Genomic DNA, 15,461 nt, shown 5'->3' with positions numbered 1-15,461 from the left:
TCCTTATTTAACGTATCTCTGCTCAATTTTTCTTCCGATTCAGTTCGGAGGGTTAACTATGGGAAAAATTCATGAATTTGAACACTATTTCATCGCATAGCTTCTTTCAAATGAACAACAAAATCCAAAACTACGCCTGGGGAAGCACCTCTTCTATTCACGATTTGTTTGGCTTTTCTAACGAAACGAATGAGCCTCAAGCAGAAGTATGGATGGGTACTCACCCAAACGGCTGCTCTGAAGTTCAGGTTGAGCAAAACACGCTGCCTTTGTCTGAACTGATCAAACAAAACCAACCCGCTTACTTATCAGCAGAAACCGCAGCGAAATTTGGCGACCTGCCCTTTCTGTTTAAGATCTTAGCGGCCGAACATGCACTGTCGATTCAAGTTCACCCAAGCAAACAAGATGCCGAAATAGGCTTCGAAAAAGAACAAAGTGCCGGGATCCCACTAAACGCAAGCCATCGTAACTACAAGGATCCAAACCATAAACCTGAGTTGGTGTACGCGCTGACAAGTTACCAAGCCATGAACGGTTTTCGTTCGTATGACGAGATTATTGAGGCATTTGGCCTTTGCGATATCAATGAGCTACGCACACCGCTAGATGCATTCAAACGCGAAATCAACTCACAAGGTTTACGCGATTTCTTTGTGCACATTCTGACCATGGAAGGCGAAACAAAAGAGCGTGCACTGAAACAGCTTCTTGCCCAAGCTTCAGACCAATCAGAGCAAGGTACTAACAACGACGTTTTCCAGCTCATCTTGGATCTATCCACTCAATACCCTGGCGATGTCGGCTTGTTTGCGCCATTACTGTTGAATGTCATCACGCTGCAACCTGGCGAAGCCATGTTCCTGAGCGCAAGAACGCCACACGCTTACATTAAAGGTACGGGATTAGAGATCATGGCGAACTCAGATAACGTTTTGCGTGCAGGACTCACGCAGAAACATATGGATGTTGAAGAACTGGTTAAATGCACAGACTTTGTGCCTAAGCCGTTTCACAGCCTTGTCCTAAAACCCAATGCCAATGGTTGCCAGAGCCTTTACCCCGTTCCAGTGGCAGACTTTAGTTTCAGCATTCTTAACCAACCGAACAATGAAGTGGTTGATGCCAATAGCGCAGAGATTTTGATGGCGATTGATGCCGACCTGACACTCATCAGTGATAACGGTGAGACGTTAACTGCCTCGAAAGGACAATCTGTATTTGTTCCTGCTTACGTTGGTCATTACCGTATTCAAAGTGCGGGACGTGTGGCTCGCGCCTTCAACTAGTTTTTGAATAACTGATTCAAACTAACGTCTGACCCAAGGGACTGGGTTAGACAATTTATTCCTTTCATAGATTGAACCATTCCGCTTTTAAGGCACTCATGCTTACACCTTGTCGAATCCAAACACCTACAGGCCAGTTTCTCTAAGAGGCATAACCTCCCGGATCTGCCATTTACTGCAACATTCATTGTCAAAACCCATTTATGTCCGGTAAATTCGTCGCTCCAATATCAAATCACTTGGATAATAAAGGCGCTTGCACAGTGGTATTTGTTGCAAAACGTATAATCAACGTTGTAATCAAAGCCTCAATCACTACAATCTCTGGTTCGATTTTTCAGTTAACGTTTGTATGCCGAAGTTAAACCAAGATAACCCTGTTCAAAGCTCCGCCCTTTCCGATATCGAAACCAGCAGTAAGATTCAATCGGCATTAGAACCGAAGTTTCACAAGCCAGAGAAACGTCTCTGCTTAAGCCCTGGCCTGTCGGATAAGCATTTGGCGCGCCGTTGGCAAGTATTGGAACACGTGACCAATAAAGATCATCTCCTTGATCCTTTCACGCAGTCACATTGCGATGCTTACTCCAACAACATCGAGCACTTCATTGGTACTGTTAATGTGCCGGTCGGCATTGCAGGCCCTTTGCGCGTCAACGGCTTGTATGCGAACGATGACTTTTTGGTTCCGCTCGCAACGACAGAAGCCGCGTTAGTCGCTTCCTACAACCGTGGCGCAAATCTTATTACCGCCGCTGGTGGCGCGAGCGCATTGTTGCTGAGTGAAGGGGTGAGCCGAACGCCAGTGTTCGCCTTTAATCACCTTGCTGACGCCGGCCAGTTCGTCAGTTGGGTTGTGACCCAGTTTGACGTATTTCGTCAAATTGCGGAATCCACCACCTCACATGGCAAACTCAAAGACATCAATGTAAATATCGAAGGAAACCATGTTTATTTGGTCTTTGAATACGTGACTGGTGACGCTTCCGGACAAAACATGGTGACCATCGCAACAAACGAAGTGTTCCATCATATTTTGGCGACCAGCCCAATCAAACCAACTCAAGCATTCTTGGATGGCAACTTATCAGGCGACAAAAAACCAAACGCACACACACTGCGCTCGGTACGCGGTAAGAAAGTATCCGCCGAAGTGACCATTCCTGCTGAGTTGGTGGAAAAATATCTGCATACGACGCCGGAGTCTATGGTTCAATTTGGCAAAATGACCACGGTGGGTGGTTTACTCAGCGGGACAATTGGCGTCAACGCGCATTACGCAAATGCCCTTGCCGCGCTTTACATTGCTTGTGGTCAAGATGCCGCTTGCGTTGCAGAGTCTGCCATTGGAATCACTCGTATGGATGTGGACGCTCAAGGCAACTTGTACGCGTGCGTGACCTTGCCAAACATCATGGTGGGAACGGTTGGCGGTGGTACTGGCCTTCCAACGCAAAAAGCATGTTTGGATATTTTGGGTTTGCACGGCAACGGCAATGCGAAAGCGTTAGCCGAAGTCGCAGCTTCGCTTTGTCTGGCTGGCGAACTCTCGATTGTGGGCGCATTTTGTGCCGATCACTTTTCTCGTGCTCACCATAAGCTTGCCCGAAAATAACCTTTGTTGCTTTGTACAAGAGAACATCCGTGTGGTTTTCTCTTGTGCAAACCCATGGACTTTATTTATTGGCTCAATAATTTCTTGAAACTAACTTAAGCCTTAACAAACATACCAATCTCTTGTTAACAGTACTTTAGCTGTCCCCCTTATATATCCATTGCGATATCTCTGCTTGTTACTCTTCATTGGCCATATTTAATATCAGTATCTTAGAAAAAACAGCATCAAAAACTTCTAGCACTATAGTACCAAATTCATCGTTTGAGTTTTTTGTTCACCACTTATAGCTACTATACTCGCCTATGCAGCTGCTTGATTTTCATAAATTTACTAAACAGCTCAAAAGAGCTTAATAACTCCCGTTAAATGGACTTAAATCGTTACTTCGGGTAAGCGAGTTAACTATGAGACGTCAGAAGCTAAATAAAATCTCTGCTTGGGTACTAGGATTGGCTATCTTATTGCTGAGCCATGTGTCTAATGTATCAGCACAAATACAGCAATCCCCATCCGATCAAACCGTTGCGCGTTTTCTCTATCAAACCTCTTTTGGACCAACACCTGCGTTAATTAATGAGGTTAGGGAAAACGGGTTAGAGGATTGGATACAGAAACAAATCAACCTGCCAGCAACCTACCATCAACCACTTTATCAAACGCCTTTTTCTAAAGGCCTACAGTCAAACCGAGAAAATGCTTGGTATCAGATTGTTGTTACTGCTGAAGATCAGCTCAGACAGCGAACGGCTTATGCATTGAGTCAGATCGTAGTCGTTTCTCGTTATGGCGGCGTTCTTTCCAGCAAACCTACAGGGTTAGTGAATTACTACGATCTGTTGGTTGAGCATGCGTTTGGCAACTACCGAGACCTGTTGTATGACGTTTCCATCCATCCAGTCATGGGGAGCTATTTATCTATGCTCGGTAGTGCAAAAGAAAATAGTGCGACAGGAACGCTTCCCGATGAGAACTTTGCTCGAGAGTTAATGCAGTTATTCACTATCGGTTTGTATGAACTCAATTTAGATGGCAGTAAAAAGCTAAACCACGCAACAGGCAAACCTATCCCCACGTACAATCAAACTGATATTCAAGAGCTCGCGCGAGCATTAACTGGATGGAAAAATTCCGACATCGCATTCGTGAAACCGATGCGAGTTATCAGTCAAAGACACGACACCGGCGAGAAGCGATTTCTAGGGAACGTGATCCCACCGGGTCTAACCGCACAAGAAGAGCTTTCAAAAGTGATTGATATGTTGATGTCTCACCCAAATGTTGCTCCATTTGTTTCAAAGTTACTTATCCAACGTTTGGTCAGTTCAAATCCAAGCCCAGAGTACGTCGCGCGTGTTGCTACGATATTTAACAACAATGGGGAAGGAGAAAAAGGCGATCTAACCGCCGTTGTTCGAGCCATATTGCTCGACCCTGAAGCATTAGGGATGACGGATACCCCGCCTATAAAAGTGAAAGAACCGATACTGGTCCTGACTAATTTTCATCGAGCATCAGGTTTTACGATTAAAGGATCACGTTACGAAGACGCAACAACGATGATGAACATCGCTAATCAAGGGCCGCTTCGTTCTCCTTCCGTGTTTAATTTTTACTCTCCAGACTATCAGCCGTCTAACGAGTTTACGGAGTCTGGTATTAACTCGCCAGAGTATGAACTTCTCAATTGGTCTGTTTATACCGATTTGGTCAACTATATGTTAACCAGCACTCGTAGAGGAGGTGGTGATTCCTACCACTTCGATCTTAACGAGTTTTATCTTCTTCTGGACGATCACCGTGCCTTAGTCGAATTGGTTAACGAGCGTTTCTTTGCTGGAACGGCTTCTGCTGAATTGAAAGAGCTCATGCTCACCGCCCTGAATGATTATCGTGGGGACTATGTGCCAACAACAAAACTCGCTCTAGTGATATTTACCGCCATTTCTGGCGACGAATTCTATATTCAGGATTAGGAGTGAATTATGGATATTTCACGACGACATTTTATACAAAGCACGCTATCGATGGGCGCACTAGCCTCTCTTAGTCTGCCAGGTTACTCTCTCGCAGCGCCATCCAATGACTTTCGAGCATTAATATGTGTGTATTTAGCAGGCGGAAACGATGCATTCAACACCATACTGCCATTATCGGAGGCGCACTATCGTCAATATTCCAAAGTCAGAGGGCCACTCTCTGTCGCCAAAGAAGACATACTCCCTATCAATTTAAGTGCTGTCGATAGCTCAAATCACCCAGTGAAGCTCGGCTTACACCCAAAGTTAAATGCGTTAACTTCCGTTTTCGAACAAGGCGATGCCAGCATCGTGCTCAATAGTGGCATTCTCAACCATCCCGTCACCAAACAAGCTATTGAGCAAGGTGAAGCATCACTTCCCGAGCAACTGTTTTCTCATAATTCTCAAACAGACGCTTGGTTACTTGGTGGAATGAGCGAGTCTAAAAATCTTGGTTGGGCTGGCAGACTGTTGGATGTATTAAACTCTGAATCAGAAATAACACCGCTATACAGTGTGCATGGCAACTCGCTTTGGTTACGGGCAATGGAACACCGCCAAACCGTCCTGAAAAAAGATCGCGCAGTTCAGCTTACCGCGATTGATAACCCGCTATACAAGGGGATCTATGATCGCCTTCTCTCTCATCAAACTGACAATCCATTTAATGGTCATTTTAATTTGATGGTTGATGAGTCGATGGTAATGAGTAGTGTACTGAGCGAGCAACTCAACCACATTGCTGACGAGCCGCTGTTTACGTCATCGACGCTCGGCAAGCAGATGCAAACCGTGTACAAATTGATAGCAAGCCAAGATGTCCTGAAGCAGCAACGACAAGTCTTTTTCGTTAAACACTCTGGGTATGACCTGCACGATTCGCAACTGACACGTCATCCAGTGTTACTTGAGGATCTCGCGACAAACCTTTTAGCAATGTATCGTGCGGTCGAACGGTTAGGGCTAAACAAGCAAGTCACCTCTTTCACTATGTCTGACTTCGGTCGACGGATGATGAGCAACGGAAATGGTACCGATCATGGCTGGGGTGGCCATCAACTATTAATTGGAGGCGCGGTAAATGGGAAACAACCTATCGGTACATGGCCGGAACTAATACTGGGCGGAAACGATGATTACTCTCAAGGCCGACTCATACCCAAAATTGCCGCTGATCAAGTTGGTTCAACACTAGCGCAGTGGATGGGCGTGAGTGATAACGCTGCACTGGAATACGTCTTCCCGAACATCCGTAATTTTACTCATTCAAACCTGGGTTTTATGGCTTAAGATATTTTTCAGGTTAGCTGTAGAACGCATCATCAAATAAGGGAGCCTCGCGCTCCCTTACTCATCTTATGTTTGCAGAGTGTCCGTTACACCTCGTCGCGACGGCGTTCGTTACACAGCTTAATGGCACGCTCAAGTAATTCTAACGCGGATTGCTCACATTCAGGCAGAACCGCATCACTTTCAGAAACTGGCGTTACGCGGTCACCCCATTTCAATACTGCCGCACCCCATGTCAAACCTGCACCAAATGCAGCAAGAAGCATATTATCACCTGGGTTAACTCGACCTTGCTCTACCGCTTCACACAATGCAATTGGCACCGTCGCAGCTGAAGTATTGCCATAGTTTTGAATGTTAACAAACGCTTTGTCGTGTGGAATTCCAGACAGGTCACACAAGGTTTGAATAATACGAATATTCGCTTGATGCGGAATCACAACATCGATTTGTTCCGTCGTTAACTGTGATGCTTTCAGTACGGTTTTCGCAGCTAGCCCCATGCCTTTTACTGCACGTTTGAAAATTTCTTGTCCTACAAAGTTGAAATCCCAGTAACCGTTGTCTTCCGCAAAGCGATCCATACAAGTACCAAACTTTGGTACGGACAGAATATCGCGGCCTTTTGCGTCACAACCGATTTGAGACTGTAGTAAACCCGTTTCTTTTTCCGTTCTTGATAACACAACGGCGCCCGCACCATCACCAAATAGAACAGCGGTATCTCGCATTGCCCAATCGATGTAGAAAGACAATCTTTCCGCACCAATAATGATCGCGTTACGATAGTTACCTGATTGAATCAAACGTGTGCCCGTTTCTAGGCCATAGACAAATCCCGTACATGCGGCATTTAAGTCAAAGGCAGCGGCTGCACGAATACCTAGGTTCTGCTGTACCTTAGACGCGATATTTGGAATCAATGAATCTGGTGAACAAGTCGCCACAATGATTAAATCCACGTCTGTTGCATCGACGCCTGCTCGAGCTAATGCATGTTTAGCAGCAACGGTCGCCATGTCTGACGTGTTTACATGACTAATACGGCGGTTTTCGATACCAGTGCGGGTACGAATCCACTCATCGGAAGTATCGAGGAAAGTGCTAAGATCATCGTTAGAGAGCACGGCTGGCGGAACACATTTCCCCCAACCTGTAATTTCAGCGTAGTAATTTGTCATCGCAGACCTATTTATTGTTGTATTTTAATAAAATTTCTTAGAACCTTAGGCTCAAATACAAACCTGCGCTGCGTTATTTCGGCAGGTTAAAAAATAAGTATACAAATAATGAGGCTGACTGGTAAGTCATGTTTTCATCAATACGTAATAAAGGAAGAAGTCATGTCATCGTTTAAAACTCGCTGCCCTTCGTGCGGCGGTCTAAATCGTGTCCCTAATGAGCGCGTTGCCGAATCTGCAACTTGCGGTAAATGTAAAAGTGCACTTTTAGACGGCTCGCCTATCGAAGGTACACAAGATAACTTTTCTGCTCTATTACAAAGTGATATGCCTGTTGTAGTAGATTTTTGGGCCCCATGGTGCAACCCGTGCGTTGGTTTTGCTCCTGTTTTCTCTGATGTTGCTCATGAGCAAGCCGGAACAGCTCGTTTTGTTAAGATTGATACCGAAGCTCAACAACAACTTGCGGCGCAATTTGGTATTCGCAGTATTCCTACCATTATGGTTTTCAAGAATGGTCAACGCGTTGATATGATCAATGGTGCGTTACCTAAAACTCAATTCGATCAATGGTTAAATCAAGCACTTACTAAATAATCTTCCACGCCAACCTTGTTTGTAGGTTGGCGTTTTTATGCAACTTATCAACCTATCTAGTTAACAAATATTATTTGTCGAAACGACTTAAATTTATCATTTTACTTGCCTAACTATTAGCCTCATATTCGCGCCGAATAACCCTCAGATTTCATTTAACTTATAGGCGCAAAACAGTGGAAAACACAGTCGTTCCTGCAGCATCACCACGAGTTACAGTTCCAGTCGTCGCACTGTCTCTTTATGCGGTGGCTTCGGGCTATTTAATGAGCTTGATCCCTCTCATGCTCGGTGAATACAACATCTCAGCAGATTACGCGAGTTGGTTGGCGAGTGTGTTTTATGGCGGCTTATTAACCGGTGCTATTTTTATTGAACGTATCGTACGTCAAGTTGGTCACCGTAACGCGTTTATTGGTTGCTTGGCCGTATTTTCGCTAACTATCGTCACACTACCCGTGTTTGCTAACGGATTGATGTGGCTTGCCGCTCGCTTTATTGCGGGTATCGCGGTTGCTGGTGTTTTTGTCATTGTTGAATCTTGGCTAATGTCTGGAGACGAAGCATCGCGTGCGAGACGTTTGAGCTTGTACATGCTATCGCTTTATGGTGGTTCAGCATTAGGCCAGTTTGGTATTGGCGTGCTTGGCGTAAGTGGCGGCGTTCCGTTTATTGCGATCACGACGTTGATCCTAATGGCGATGCTGGTGCTAATGTTCATTGAGTGTGAGCAGCCAAACAGCCATGAATCAACCGCTTTATCATTTAAGCAAATTGCCAAACTAAACCATGCAGCAATTATTGGTTGTGTTGTTTCAGGTTTGACCTTAGGTGCGATCTACGGATTAATGCCAGTTGAGTTAACTAACCGTAAAATTAGCCATCAAGACATTGGTACATTGATGGCGCTAGTGATTCTAGGTGGCATGCTAGTTCAACCAATGGTGACCGCGTTAAACAAATACATGAGCCGCACAGTGCTAATGGCGTTTTTCTGTATTTTGGGTATTTTTTCGATCGGTATGACGTTTATTTCCTCGTCAGCCGTGGTATTGGCTGCTGCATTATTCTTTTTAGGTGCAGCTACTTTTGCCTTGTACCCGATTGCAATCAACTTAGGTTGCGAAGGACTTGATGAACGCTTTATTGTCTCTGCGACACAAGTCATGCTGTTTAGCTACAGCATCGGCTCTGTTGCTGGTCCTGTTGTCGCTGATAAATTTATGGGCCAAGAACACGGCTTGCTAGGCTACTTGTTTGCCGCTTTGGTTGCGACTGGCGTATACATGCTACTTGCTGCGAGCAAAACCAAGCAGCGTATGGCCGCTGACCTCTAATCACGCCGCTTCTACTCAACGAGCTCAACGAAAACGAGGGCATGTCGCCCTCGTTTTTTTATTCTTCGCATTTTTGTTTAGATAAACGCTTGTGACGGTTTGACGCGTTCGCTGCAGGCTTTTCCGGTACCATGCGCTTTTCATGAAGCAAATGACGAACCGCCAAGATGGGATGTTTCAGTAACATTCTGGGGCCAGAGTAACGCATGACCAAACGCATTTGTTCTTTCGGCTCTGGTTTGTAGCAGTGAATCGGACATTTATTACACGTCGGTTTATTCTCTCCATAAGGACAGCGGTCGAGGCGCACTTCTGCGTATTCAAGCAGCTCACTACATTCTGAGCATAAGTCACGTTTTGTTCCATGATGGTCATGACAGTAAACCTCTACCATGGCTTTTACTGTCTTAAATTCAGTGGCGAGTTTGCCAAGTAAAATATCGCTCATGCGCTATCCAAAAATCACAACATCATTGTGTAAAGTTCTAACGTGCGGCCATTATCATATTGCTGCTCAACTCGTTCAAACTCAAAGCCCAGTTTTTTGAGCAAACTTATACTACGAATATTGTCATTGTTGGTGATGGCAACCAAATTATCGAGTTTCATTTCCTCTCTAGCGTATTCCAGCACTGCGGTTGCAGACTCCGTTCCGTAGCCGAAGCCATAAGCGGAAGGTAAAAATCCATATCCGAGATCATAGTGTTGTAATGTGTCACGTTTAACCAACCCACAAATCCCGATGGGTTGCCCATCTTCTTTCTTCTCTACAACGAGTAAACTCACGCCTTTAATTTGTTGCATGCGTAGCATGTTTTCTTTTATGTAACGCGCCGCTTCATATTCGGTACGAATTTGTTTGTCTCCGACAAAACGGTAGAAGTCTGGGTGGTTATAAAGTTTTAGTATAAATGGTGCATCATCTACACTCACAAGACGCAGTATCAAACGTTCGGTGTACAGTGTTTTCATTTGGGCTCCATTAAAACGCGATAGATGATTGGACATAGGAACGTACTTGAATTTTGCGACCGATACCGGCGCTTATTTAGTTGTAACTTGATAAAAAAGTAACTATCCTGCCTCGCTAAATTAAAGGACCACCACCATGAACCGCAAGAAGAAAATCAATCAGATCTTGAAAGCGAAGCAGAAGAAGCATAACGCTAAGCTACATAAGAGCAATAAGCCGCGTTATATCTCCAAAGCTGAACGCGCGAAAATGGAAGCTGAAGAACAAAACCAAGCTTCAGAACACACGGAAAACGTTGTAGACACAGCGCAGACAGATCAAGCCTAAAAGAAAAGCCGCTTCAAGCGGCTTTTTTGATATTCGGAGATAGTTAGCTTTAGTATTCGACACTGTAGTTCAGTGTGAATGTGCGACCTCTTCCTTTGTAGTCGTACGCTGCAGCATCGTAGTGTGCTGCATAAAGAATCTGCGCACGTTGTCCCCAAGCGGTTGTGTAGTCTTCGTCAAATAGGTTTTGAATACCAAAACCTAACTGCCCGATAGGTAGTGTTACGTTACCAAGAAGATCAAACGTAGTGTATCCATCTAGTTTATTGTTTGCGTCATCTTCGTAATCAAACATCGTCTGGCTTTGTAAACGTACTGAATAGCCATCCTGATAGTAAGCCGCCCACGCGTTCGCTTTTGATGTACTTGCTTTACCCGCGCTTAGATCTTCCCACTTACCGTTGGTTTTAAGCTCAGAAACCACATAGTGACCTGATGCACCTAACAAAATATCACGGTTTACCCAGTAGTTAATGTTTGCTTCGGCACCGTATACACGTTGCTCGTCATCAACATTGGTGATTAGGAGCGTCTTCTTGTCATACTTGATTGAGTTATCCGAAACCGAATAGTAACCCGCCGCTTGCAGTGCGACAGTATCCGTATCTAATCGGTAACCAATTTCATAGCTGTCCGTTTTGATGCCCGACATTTTTGAGTCAGATACATTAATGCTATTGTTCAACGCGTAGTGACCATTTGCATCCGCGGCATCGTAGCTACCTTGGCCGTAGTACTTTGCAGGATCAGCGAGTTCGAAACCTTGAGAGAAGTTCGCCCAAAGCTGAGATTCATCGTTAAGCTGATAAATGGTGCCCAAATTAAATAAGCTCACAGAGTAGTCAGTGCTGCCACCTGGTACCGCATCCGCTGATACACCATTACCCGATGCGATCTTCTTTTGTATACTATAGGCAACAAAATCATCAATCTTATTGTCCATGTATTGGTAGCGGTAGCCTGCTTGTACTGACCAATCTTGATTGATTTGGTAATCCCCTTGGACAAACATTGCGTAAGACGCCACATCAACATCTGGGTAACGCCCCACTTCGGCATAGGTTCGATTAATTAAGTTCCCAGAGCTGTTCGCAATGGTTGGATCGAACAGAGCCTGGTTACTTTCAAAACGGTCTAAGTACGCATCGACACCATAAACAAGTTTGAACGACTCCCAGCTTTTAGCTAACGCTAAGCGCCCAGCAAAAACTTCTGTTTTTTGTTGAGAGGCACTTTGGTAATAAGGAGTAAAGGTTTGGTCTTCACTACGGTAAGATAACTCGCCTATCAGTTGATGACCGAATACGCTGTCGTGAGCGTAGTTCGCACTTAAGAGAACTCGCTCTGTACCATGTTCACGGTCGGAATCGAACCCCTCTCGTACATCAACAAATTTATTGTTAACAATGTACAAACCGTATGGCGAGTCTTGCTGGCTGTCATAGTATTGTGCGACAAGGTTTAACTTGCTGGCATCGGAGATTTGAATCTCGGTCGATCCCATAACATCGAGCGTTGAATTATACTGCAAAGAGCCCTGTGAAATGTCTGGGGTGACAATGTCGCCATTTGCGTCAAATGCACCTTGTGTCTCGGTGTACACAACCGAACCTCTAGCGGTAATTCGCTCATTACCACCCGAGATAGACTGAGCGAGTTTGTAATCAAAGTCATCGCTGCTATTAAAGCCTGTAGTGCCACTCACGTAGGATTCAAACGACAAGTCATCCGAGTACGCTTTCTTGGTGATAATGTTAATAACACCACCAGTAGCGCCTGCACCATAAATGGAGGTTGCACCAGATAGTACTTCAATTCGCTCGATGTTGAATGGGTCTATTGCGTCTAACTGACGACTAATCGGGCGAGAAGACTGTAACGAGACACCATCAATCATTACCAACATTGCTCTACCGCGAAGGTTCTGACCATAGTTAGTTCGACCACCGGTGCCGACGTCTAAAGAAGGGATGGTTGCAGAAAGAATATCACCCAGTGTCTTGCCCGCACGATATTGCTGAGCAATCTCTTCTTGGCCAACAAACCAAACCGTTCCTGGAATATCGGAGATCGATTTCGGCATCACACTGCCTACAACAACCAATTGCTCATCGCTTGGAGTCGATGTTTGTTGAAGATCTTCTGCTGCTATTGAGCTAACTGCGTATCCACTGCTCATCGCAAGTACGATGAGATTGAAAGAAAACGTCCTTTTCATCATTGTATTTATCTTTTTGTTGTCAACAAGAGCATGCAATGATACTTATTCTCACTCTCAAATCGAGCACTGTTACACAAGTTAAATAAATGTTAATTAAGAACCTTCTTGCTCATAAGCTGTCGATTTTCCTCTAAACGAGGACAATCTGCACAAAGCTTTCTGCCTTCACACTTATAGACTAAACAACAACTTTTTCTTACTAACTTTAGCGACTGATCTGATTCCGTCTCATGAAGTGAGCGGCTATTATCAACATCCAAACCCATTGCGCTTAGCCACAAGACCGCATGCTCCTGAAGTGTCGAGTTAGTCATTTGCGGAAAGCGCTGTTGGAGACGAATTAAACAAGCCATGATTCCGTCCGACATCAATTGATGGGTGAAGCCAGGACGAATGCGTGTCCATTGACTCATCTCTTGTTGATAGAAGTCGAACAGTTCTCGGATTTGACGCCCCGCCTCTTTTATCAACGCTTCTGGCTCGCCATGTATATGCGCTTCGTCGGCGAATCGGTACCCAGAAACAAAACAAGGTTTGAGGTGCTGCGCTATCTCGCGAATGTTTGGCAACGTGTGGTAACCGTAAATAGAGATGAATGCGACATAAACTGGCTGCCAACAAAGTAAATCCCACGTTCTTGTCAACCAATATGCTTTTCCCGCTTCCGGATGAGCCTCCGAGATTTGCTGGTAAAGGCCTTGGATGATCGGGTTGATATCATTCTCGATATGGATAGCTTCTTGCCCTATCTCGCCGATATCACCGTGTAGGTAAGGTGTAATCTCACTCGAAGTTTGAAACAGTTGCGGGAAAAATTGCTCAGACATGATGGCTTATTGTTGGTGTAGTCATTCTGACACCTTTATACCCAAGCACCAATCGCAATGCAAACTATTATCCTTTGCGTTTTCATAACAAAGAAGCACTCTTAGGGTTAGTTATGAATGTATTTCCGAGTTCTGTGAAGCTGTAAGGTCTGGTTACGTATGCGATGAATAGCAACAAACTCTTAAACCTCTTCGCATTTAACGCTCACATGATCGCAAAAATACACAGCATAAAAACACCCTGATAAAACTGTGTTAACAGTTTCCCTGTGTAGCGTGAGTTATTGCCAATAATTGAATATTGCTGTTTCTTATCCAGCGGATTGTGAACAACATGAAGTATTTTCTTTCTGAATATCGAGACAATACAAAGAGGTAATTTGGCTATGTAGCCCTCTGTTTTGAATAAGGAAATCCACATGTTGTATCTTGAGTTTCTATTTTTGCTCGTGATGCTGTATATCGGCTCACGTTATGGTGGTATCGGCCTTGGGGTCGTATCCGGAATTGGCTTGGTGATTGAAGTCTTCATCTTTAAGATGCCGCCAACCTCTCCTCCTGTCACCGTTATGTTGATCATTTTAGCGGTGGTAACATGTGCTTCCATTCTTGAAGCCGCTGGCGGTTTGAAATACATGCTGCAAGTTGCCGAGCGTGTGCTTCGTAAGAACCCAAAACGCGTCACCCTTATTGCTCCGTTCGTGACTTACTTTATGACCTTCCTACTTGGTACAGGTCACGCGGTTTACTCTATCATGCCAATCATTGGCGACGTTGCACTTAAAAATGGCATTCGTCCAGAGCGTCCTATGGCTGCCGCTTCTGTCGCGTCTCAAATCGCAATCACAGCCTCGCCAATTTCAGCAGCAGTGGTTTACTACTTGGCGCAACTCTCCGACATTCAACACGAGATCACTCTGCTCTCAATTCTGCTCGTTACTGTACCTGCAACCTTATTCGGTACGTTGTTGATGTCACTTTACAGCCTAAAGCGTGGTAAAGAGCTAGACGACGATGAAGAATACCAAGAGCGTTTGAAAGATCCTGTGTGGCGCGAAAAGATCCTCAACACAACTGCAACGTCTCTTGATGAAGTACTACCAACAAGTGCTCGTAACTCTGTATTGCTGTTCATTGCTTCTATCTTGGTTATCGTCGTTATCGCGATGTGGCCAGACATTCGTACCATCGTAGATGGCTCGAAGCCAATCAGCATGGCAGTTGTGATTCAAATGATGATGCTCTGCTTCGGCGGTATCATTTTGCTTGCGACCAAAACTGACCCGCGTGACGTACCAAATGGGGTGGTATTTAAATCTGGTATGGTGGCGGCGATTGCTATCTTCGGTATTGCATGGATGTCAGATACCTACTTCCAGTACGCTATGCCTCAATTTAAATCCGGCATCGTAGAGATGGTAACCAACTACCCTTGGACATTCGCGCTTGCGTTATTCATTGTGTCGGTTGTGGTGAACTCTCAAGCTGCAACGGCTCGCATGATGCTGCCTGTTGGTCTCGGCTTAGGTTTGGAACCTGCGCTGCTTATCGGCTTGATGCCAGCGGTATACGGCTACTTCTTTATTCCAAACTACCCTTCAGATATCGCGACTGTGAACTTCGATACCTCGGGCACAACTAAGATTGGTAAGTGGTACTTCAACCACTCATTCATGTCTGTGGGCTTAATCGGCGTGATTGGTGCGTGTTGCTTGGGTTACTTGCTAGGGCAAATGATCATTCCTTCGTAACTAGCCAAATCAACGATAAATTAGAGGCGAGT

The 15,461-nt window shown here is 45.0% G+C and carries 13 protein-coding genes; 8 read left to right on the top strand and 5 right to left on the bottom strand.

The window, feature by feature from the left end:
- The first annotated feature begins 71 nt into the window (after positions 1 to 71).
- The 4 genes from manA to R7P72_RS00175 all read left to right on the top strand — a co-directional run bounded on the left by manA (position 72) and on the right by R7P72_RS00175 (position 6,215).
- Positions 72 to 1,289 (top strand): mannose-6-phosphate isomerase, class I, encoded by a 1,218-nt coding sequence (gene manA, locus R7P72_RS00190; RefSeq protein ID WP_005376084.1) that lies wholly within the window; start codon positions 72 to 74, stop codon positions 1,287 to 1,289.
- Between the two features lie 352 nt (positions 1,290 to 1,641).
- Positions 1,642 to 2,904, top strand: coding sequence for a hydroxymethylglutaryl-CoA reductase (locus R7P72_RS00185; RefSeq protein ID WP_005376082.1), 1,263 nt, complete (start codon positions 1,642 to 1,644; stop codon positions 2,902 to 2,904).
- Between the two features lie 407 nt (positions 2,905 to 3,311).
- Entirely contained in the window at positions 3,312 to 4,880 is a 1,569-nt protein-coding gene (locus R7P72_RS00180) for a DUF1800 family protein (RefSeq protein WP_005376079.1), read from the top strand.
- 9 nt (positions 4,881 to 4,889) lie between these two features.
- Complete coding sequence (locus tag R7P72_RS00175) at positions 4,890 to 6,215, top strand: DUF1501 domain-containing protein (protein WP_213906873.1); 1,326 nt, start codon at positions 4,890 to 4,892, stop codon at positions 6,213 to 6,215.
- 86 nt (positions 6,216 to 6,301) lie between these two features.
- On the opposite strand, the gene R7P72_RS00170 is transcribed toward R7P72_RS00175, so the two are convergent.
- On the bottom strand, positions 6,302 to 7,396 hold the full coding sequence (locus R7P72_RS00170; protein WP_053349917.1) for a ketoacyl-ACP synthase III: 1,095 nt from the start codon (positions 7,394 to 7,396) through the stop codon (positions 6,302 to 6,304).
- A gap of 162 nt (positions 7,397 to 7,558) precedes the next feature.
- On the opposite strand from R7P72_RS00170, the gene trxC reads away from it, so the two are divergent.
- The gene (gene trxC / locus R7P72_RS00165; RefSeq protein WP_005376074.1) at positions 7,559 to 7,993 is read left to right on the top strand and encodes a thioredoxin TrxC; all 435 of its coding nucleotides are present in this window, start codon (positions 7,559 to 7,561) and stop codon (positions 7,991 to 7,993) included.
- A gap of 176 nt (positions 7,994 to 8,169) precedes the next feature.
- Complete coding sequence (locus R7P72_RS00160) at positions 8,170 to 9,330, top strand: MFS transporter (RefSeq protein WP_005376072.1); 1,161 nt, start codon at positions 8,170 to 8,172, stop codon at positions 9,328 to 9,330.
- Between the two features lie 58 nt (positions 9,331 to 9,388).
- On the opposite strand, the gene R7P72_RS00155 is transcribed toward R7P72_RS00160, so the two are convergent.
- The gene (locus R7P72_RS00155) at positions 9,389 to 9,778 is read right to left on the bottom strand and encodes a nitrous oxide-stimulated promoter family protein (RefSeq protein ID WP_005376070.1); all 390 of its coding nucleotides are present in this window, start codon (positions 9,776 to 9,778) and stop codon (positions 9,389 to 9,391) included.
- Between the two features lie 14 nt (positions 9,779 to 9,792).
- Entirely contained in the window at positions 9,793 to 10,302 is a 510-nt protein-coding gene (locus R7P72_RS00150) for a GNAT family N-acetyltransferase (RefSeq protein ID WP_005376068.1), read from the bottom strand.
- 136 nt (positions 10,303 to 10,438) lie between these two features.
- Here R7P72_RS00150 and R7P72_RS00145 point away from each other — a divergent pair, with 136 nt between their 5' ends.
- On the top strand, positions 10,439 to 10,630 hold the full coding sequence (locus R7P72_RS00145) for a DUF2986 domain-containing protein (protein WP_005376066.1): 192 nt from the start codon (positions 10,439 to 10,441) through the stop codon (positions 10,628 to 10,630).
- Between the two features lie 49 nt (positions 10,631 to 10,679).
- Here R7P72_RS00145 and R7P72_RS00140 read toward each other — a convergent pair whose 3' ends face one another.
- Positions 10,680 to 12,851 carry a TonB-dependent receptor gene (locus R7P72_RS00140; RefSeq protein WP_005376064.1) on the bottom strand — a complete coding sequence of 724 codons (2,172 nt, stop codon included), beginning with the start codon at positions 12,849 to 12,851 and terminating at the stop codon, positions 10,680 to 10,682.
- Between the two features lie 89 nt (positions 12,852 to 12,940).
- Complete coding sequence (locus R7P72_RS00135; RefSeq protein ID WP_005376062.1) at positions 12,941 to 13,678, bottom strand: siderophore ferric iron reductase; 738 nt, start codon at positions 13,676 to 13,678, stop codon at positions 12,941 to 12,943.
- A 419-nt stretch (positions 13,679 to 14,097) separates the two neighbouring features.
- Between R7P72_RS00135 and R7P72_RS00130 the strand changes: the two genes are divergently transcribed.
- The gene (locus tag R7P72_RS00130; protein WP_005376060.1) at positions 14,098 to 15,429 is read left to right on the top strand and encodes an anaerobic C4-dicarboxylate transporter; all 1,332 of its coding nucleotides are present in this window, start codon (positions 14,098 to 14,100) and stop codon (positions 15,427 to 15,429) included.
- The last annotated feature ends 32 nt before the right edge of the window (positions 15,430 to 15,461 follow it).

It is taken from the genome of Vibrio sp. Vb0888, assembly GCF_033338835.1.
Lineage (GTDB): Bacteria > Pseudomonadota > Gammaproteobacteria > Enterobacterales > Vibrionaceae > Vibrio > Vibrio alginolyticus.
Note: the sequence above shows the minus strand (reverse complement) of the source record. Positions and strands in the feature narration are given on the sequence as shown.

Bases quoted from the DNA above. Each gene is read 5' to 3' on its own strand.
- manA (WP_005376084.1), top strand. From the start codon at position 72: ATGAATTTGAACACTATTTCATCGCATAGCTTCTTTCAAATGAACAAC.
- R7P72_RS00185 (WP_005376082.1), top strand. From the start codon at position 1,642: ATGCCGAAGTTAAACCAAGATAACCCTGTTCAAAGCTCCGCCCTTTCC.
- R7P72_RS00180 (WP_005376079.1), top strand. From the start codon at position 3,312: ATGAGACGTCAGAAGCTAAATAAAATCTCTGCTTGGGTACTAGGATTG.
- R7P72_RS00175 (WP_213906873.1), top strand. From the start codon at position 4,890: ATGGATATTTCACGACGACATTTTATACAAAGCACGCTATCGATGGGC.
- R7P72_RS00170 (WP_053349917.1), bottom strand. From the start codon at position 7,396: ATGACAAATTACTACGCTGAAATTACAGGTTGGGGGAAATGTGTTCCG.
- trxC (WP_005376074.1), top strand. From the start codon at position 7,559: ATGTCATCGTTTAAAACTCGCTGCCCTTCGTGCGGCGGTCTAAATCGT.
- R7P72_RS00155 (WP_005376070.1), bottom strand. From the start codon at position 9,778: ATGAGCGATATTTTACTTGGCAAACTCGCCACTGAATTTAAGACAGTA.
- R7P72_RS00150 (WP_005376068.1), bottom strand. From the start codon at position 10,302: ATGAAAACACTGTACACCGAACGTTTGATACTGCGTCTTGTGAGTGTA.
- R7P72_RS00145 (WP_005376066.1), top strand. From the start codon at position 10,439: ATGAACCGCAAGAAGAAAATCAATCAGATCTTGAAAGCGAAGCAGAAG.
- R7P72_RS00140 (WP_005376064.1), bottom strand. From the start codon at position 12,851: ATGATGAAAAGGACGTTTTCTTTCAATCTCATCGTACTTGCGATGAGC.
- R7P72_RS00135 (WP_005376062.1), bottom strand. From the start codon at position 13,678: ATGTCTGAGCAATTTTTCCCGCAACTGTTTCAAACTTCGAGTGAGATT.
- R7P72_RS00130 (WP_005376060.1), top strand. From the start codon at position 14,098: ATGTTGTATCTTGAGTTTCTATTTTTGCTCGTGATGCTGTATATCGGC.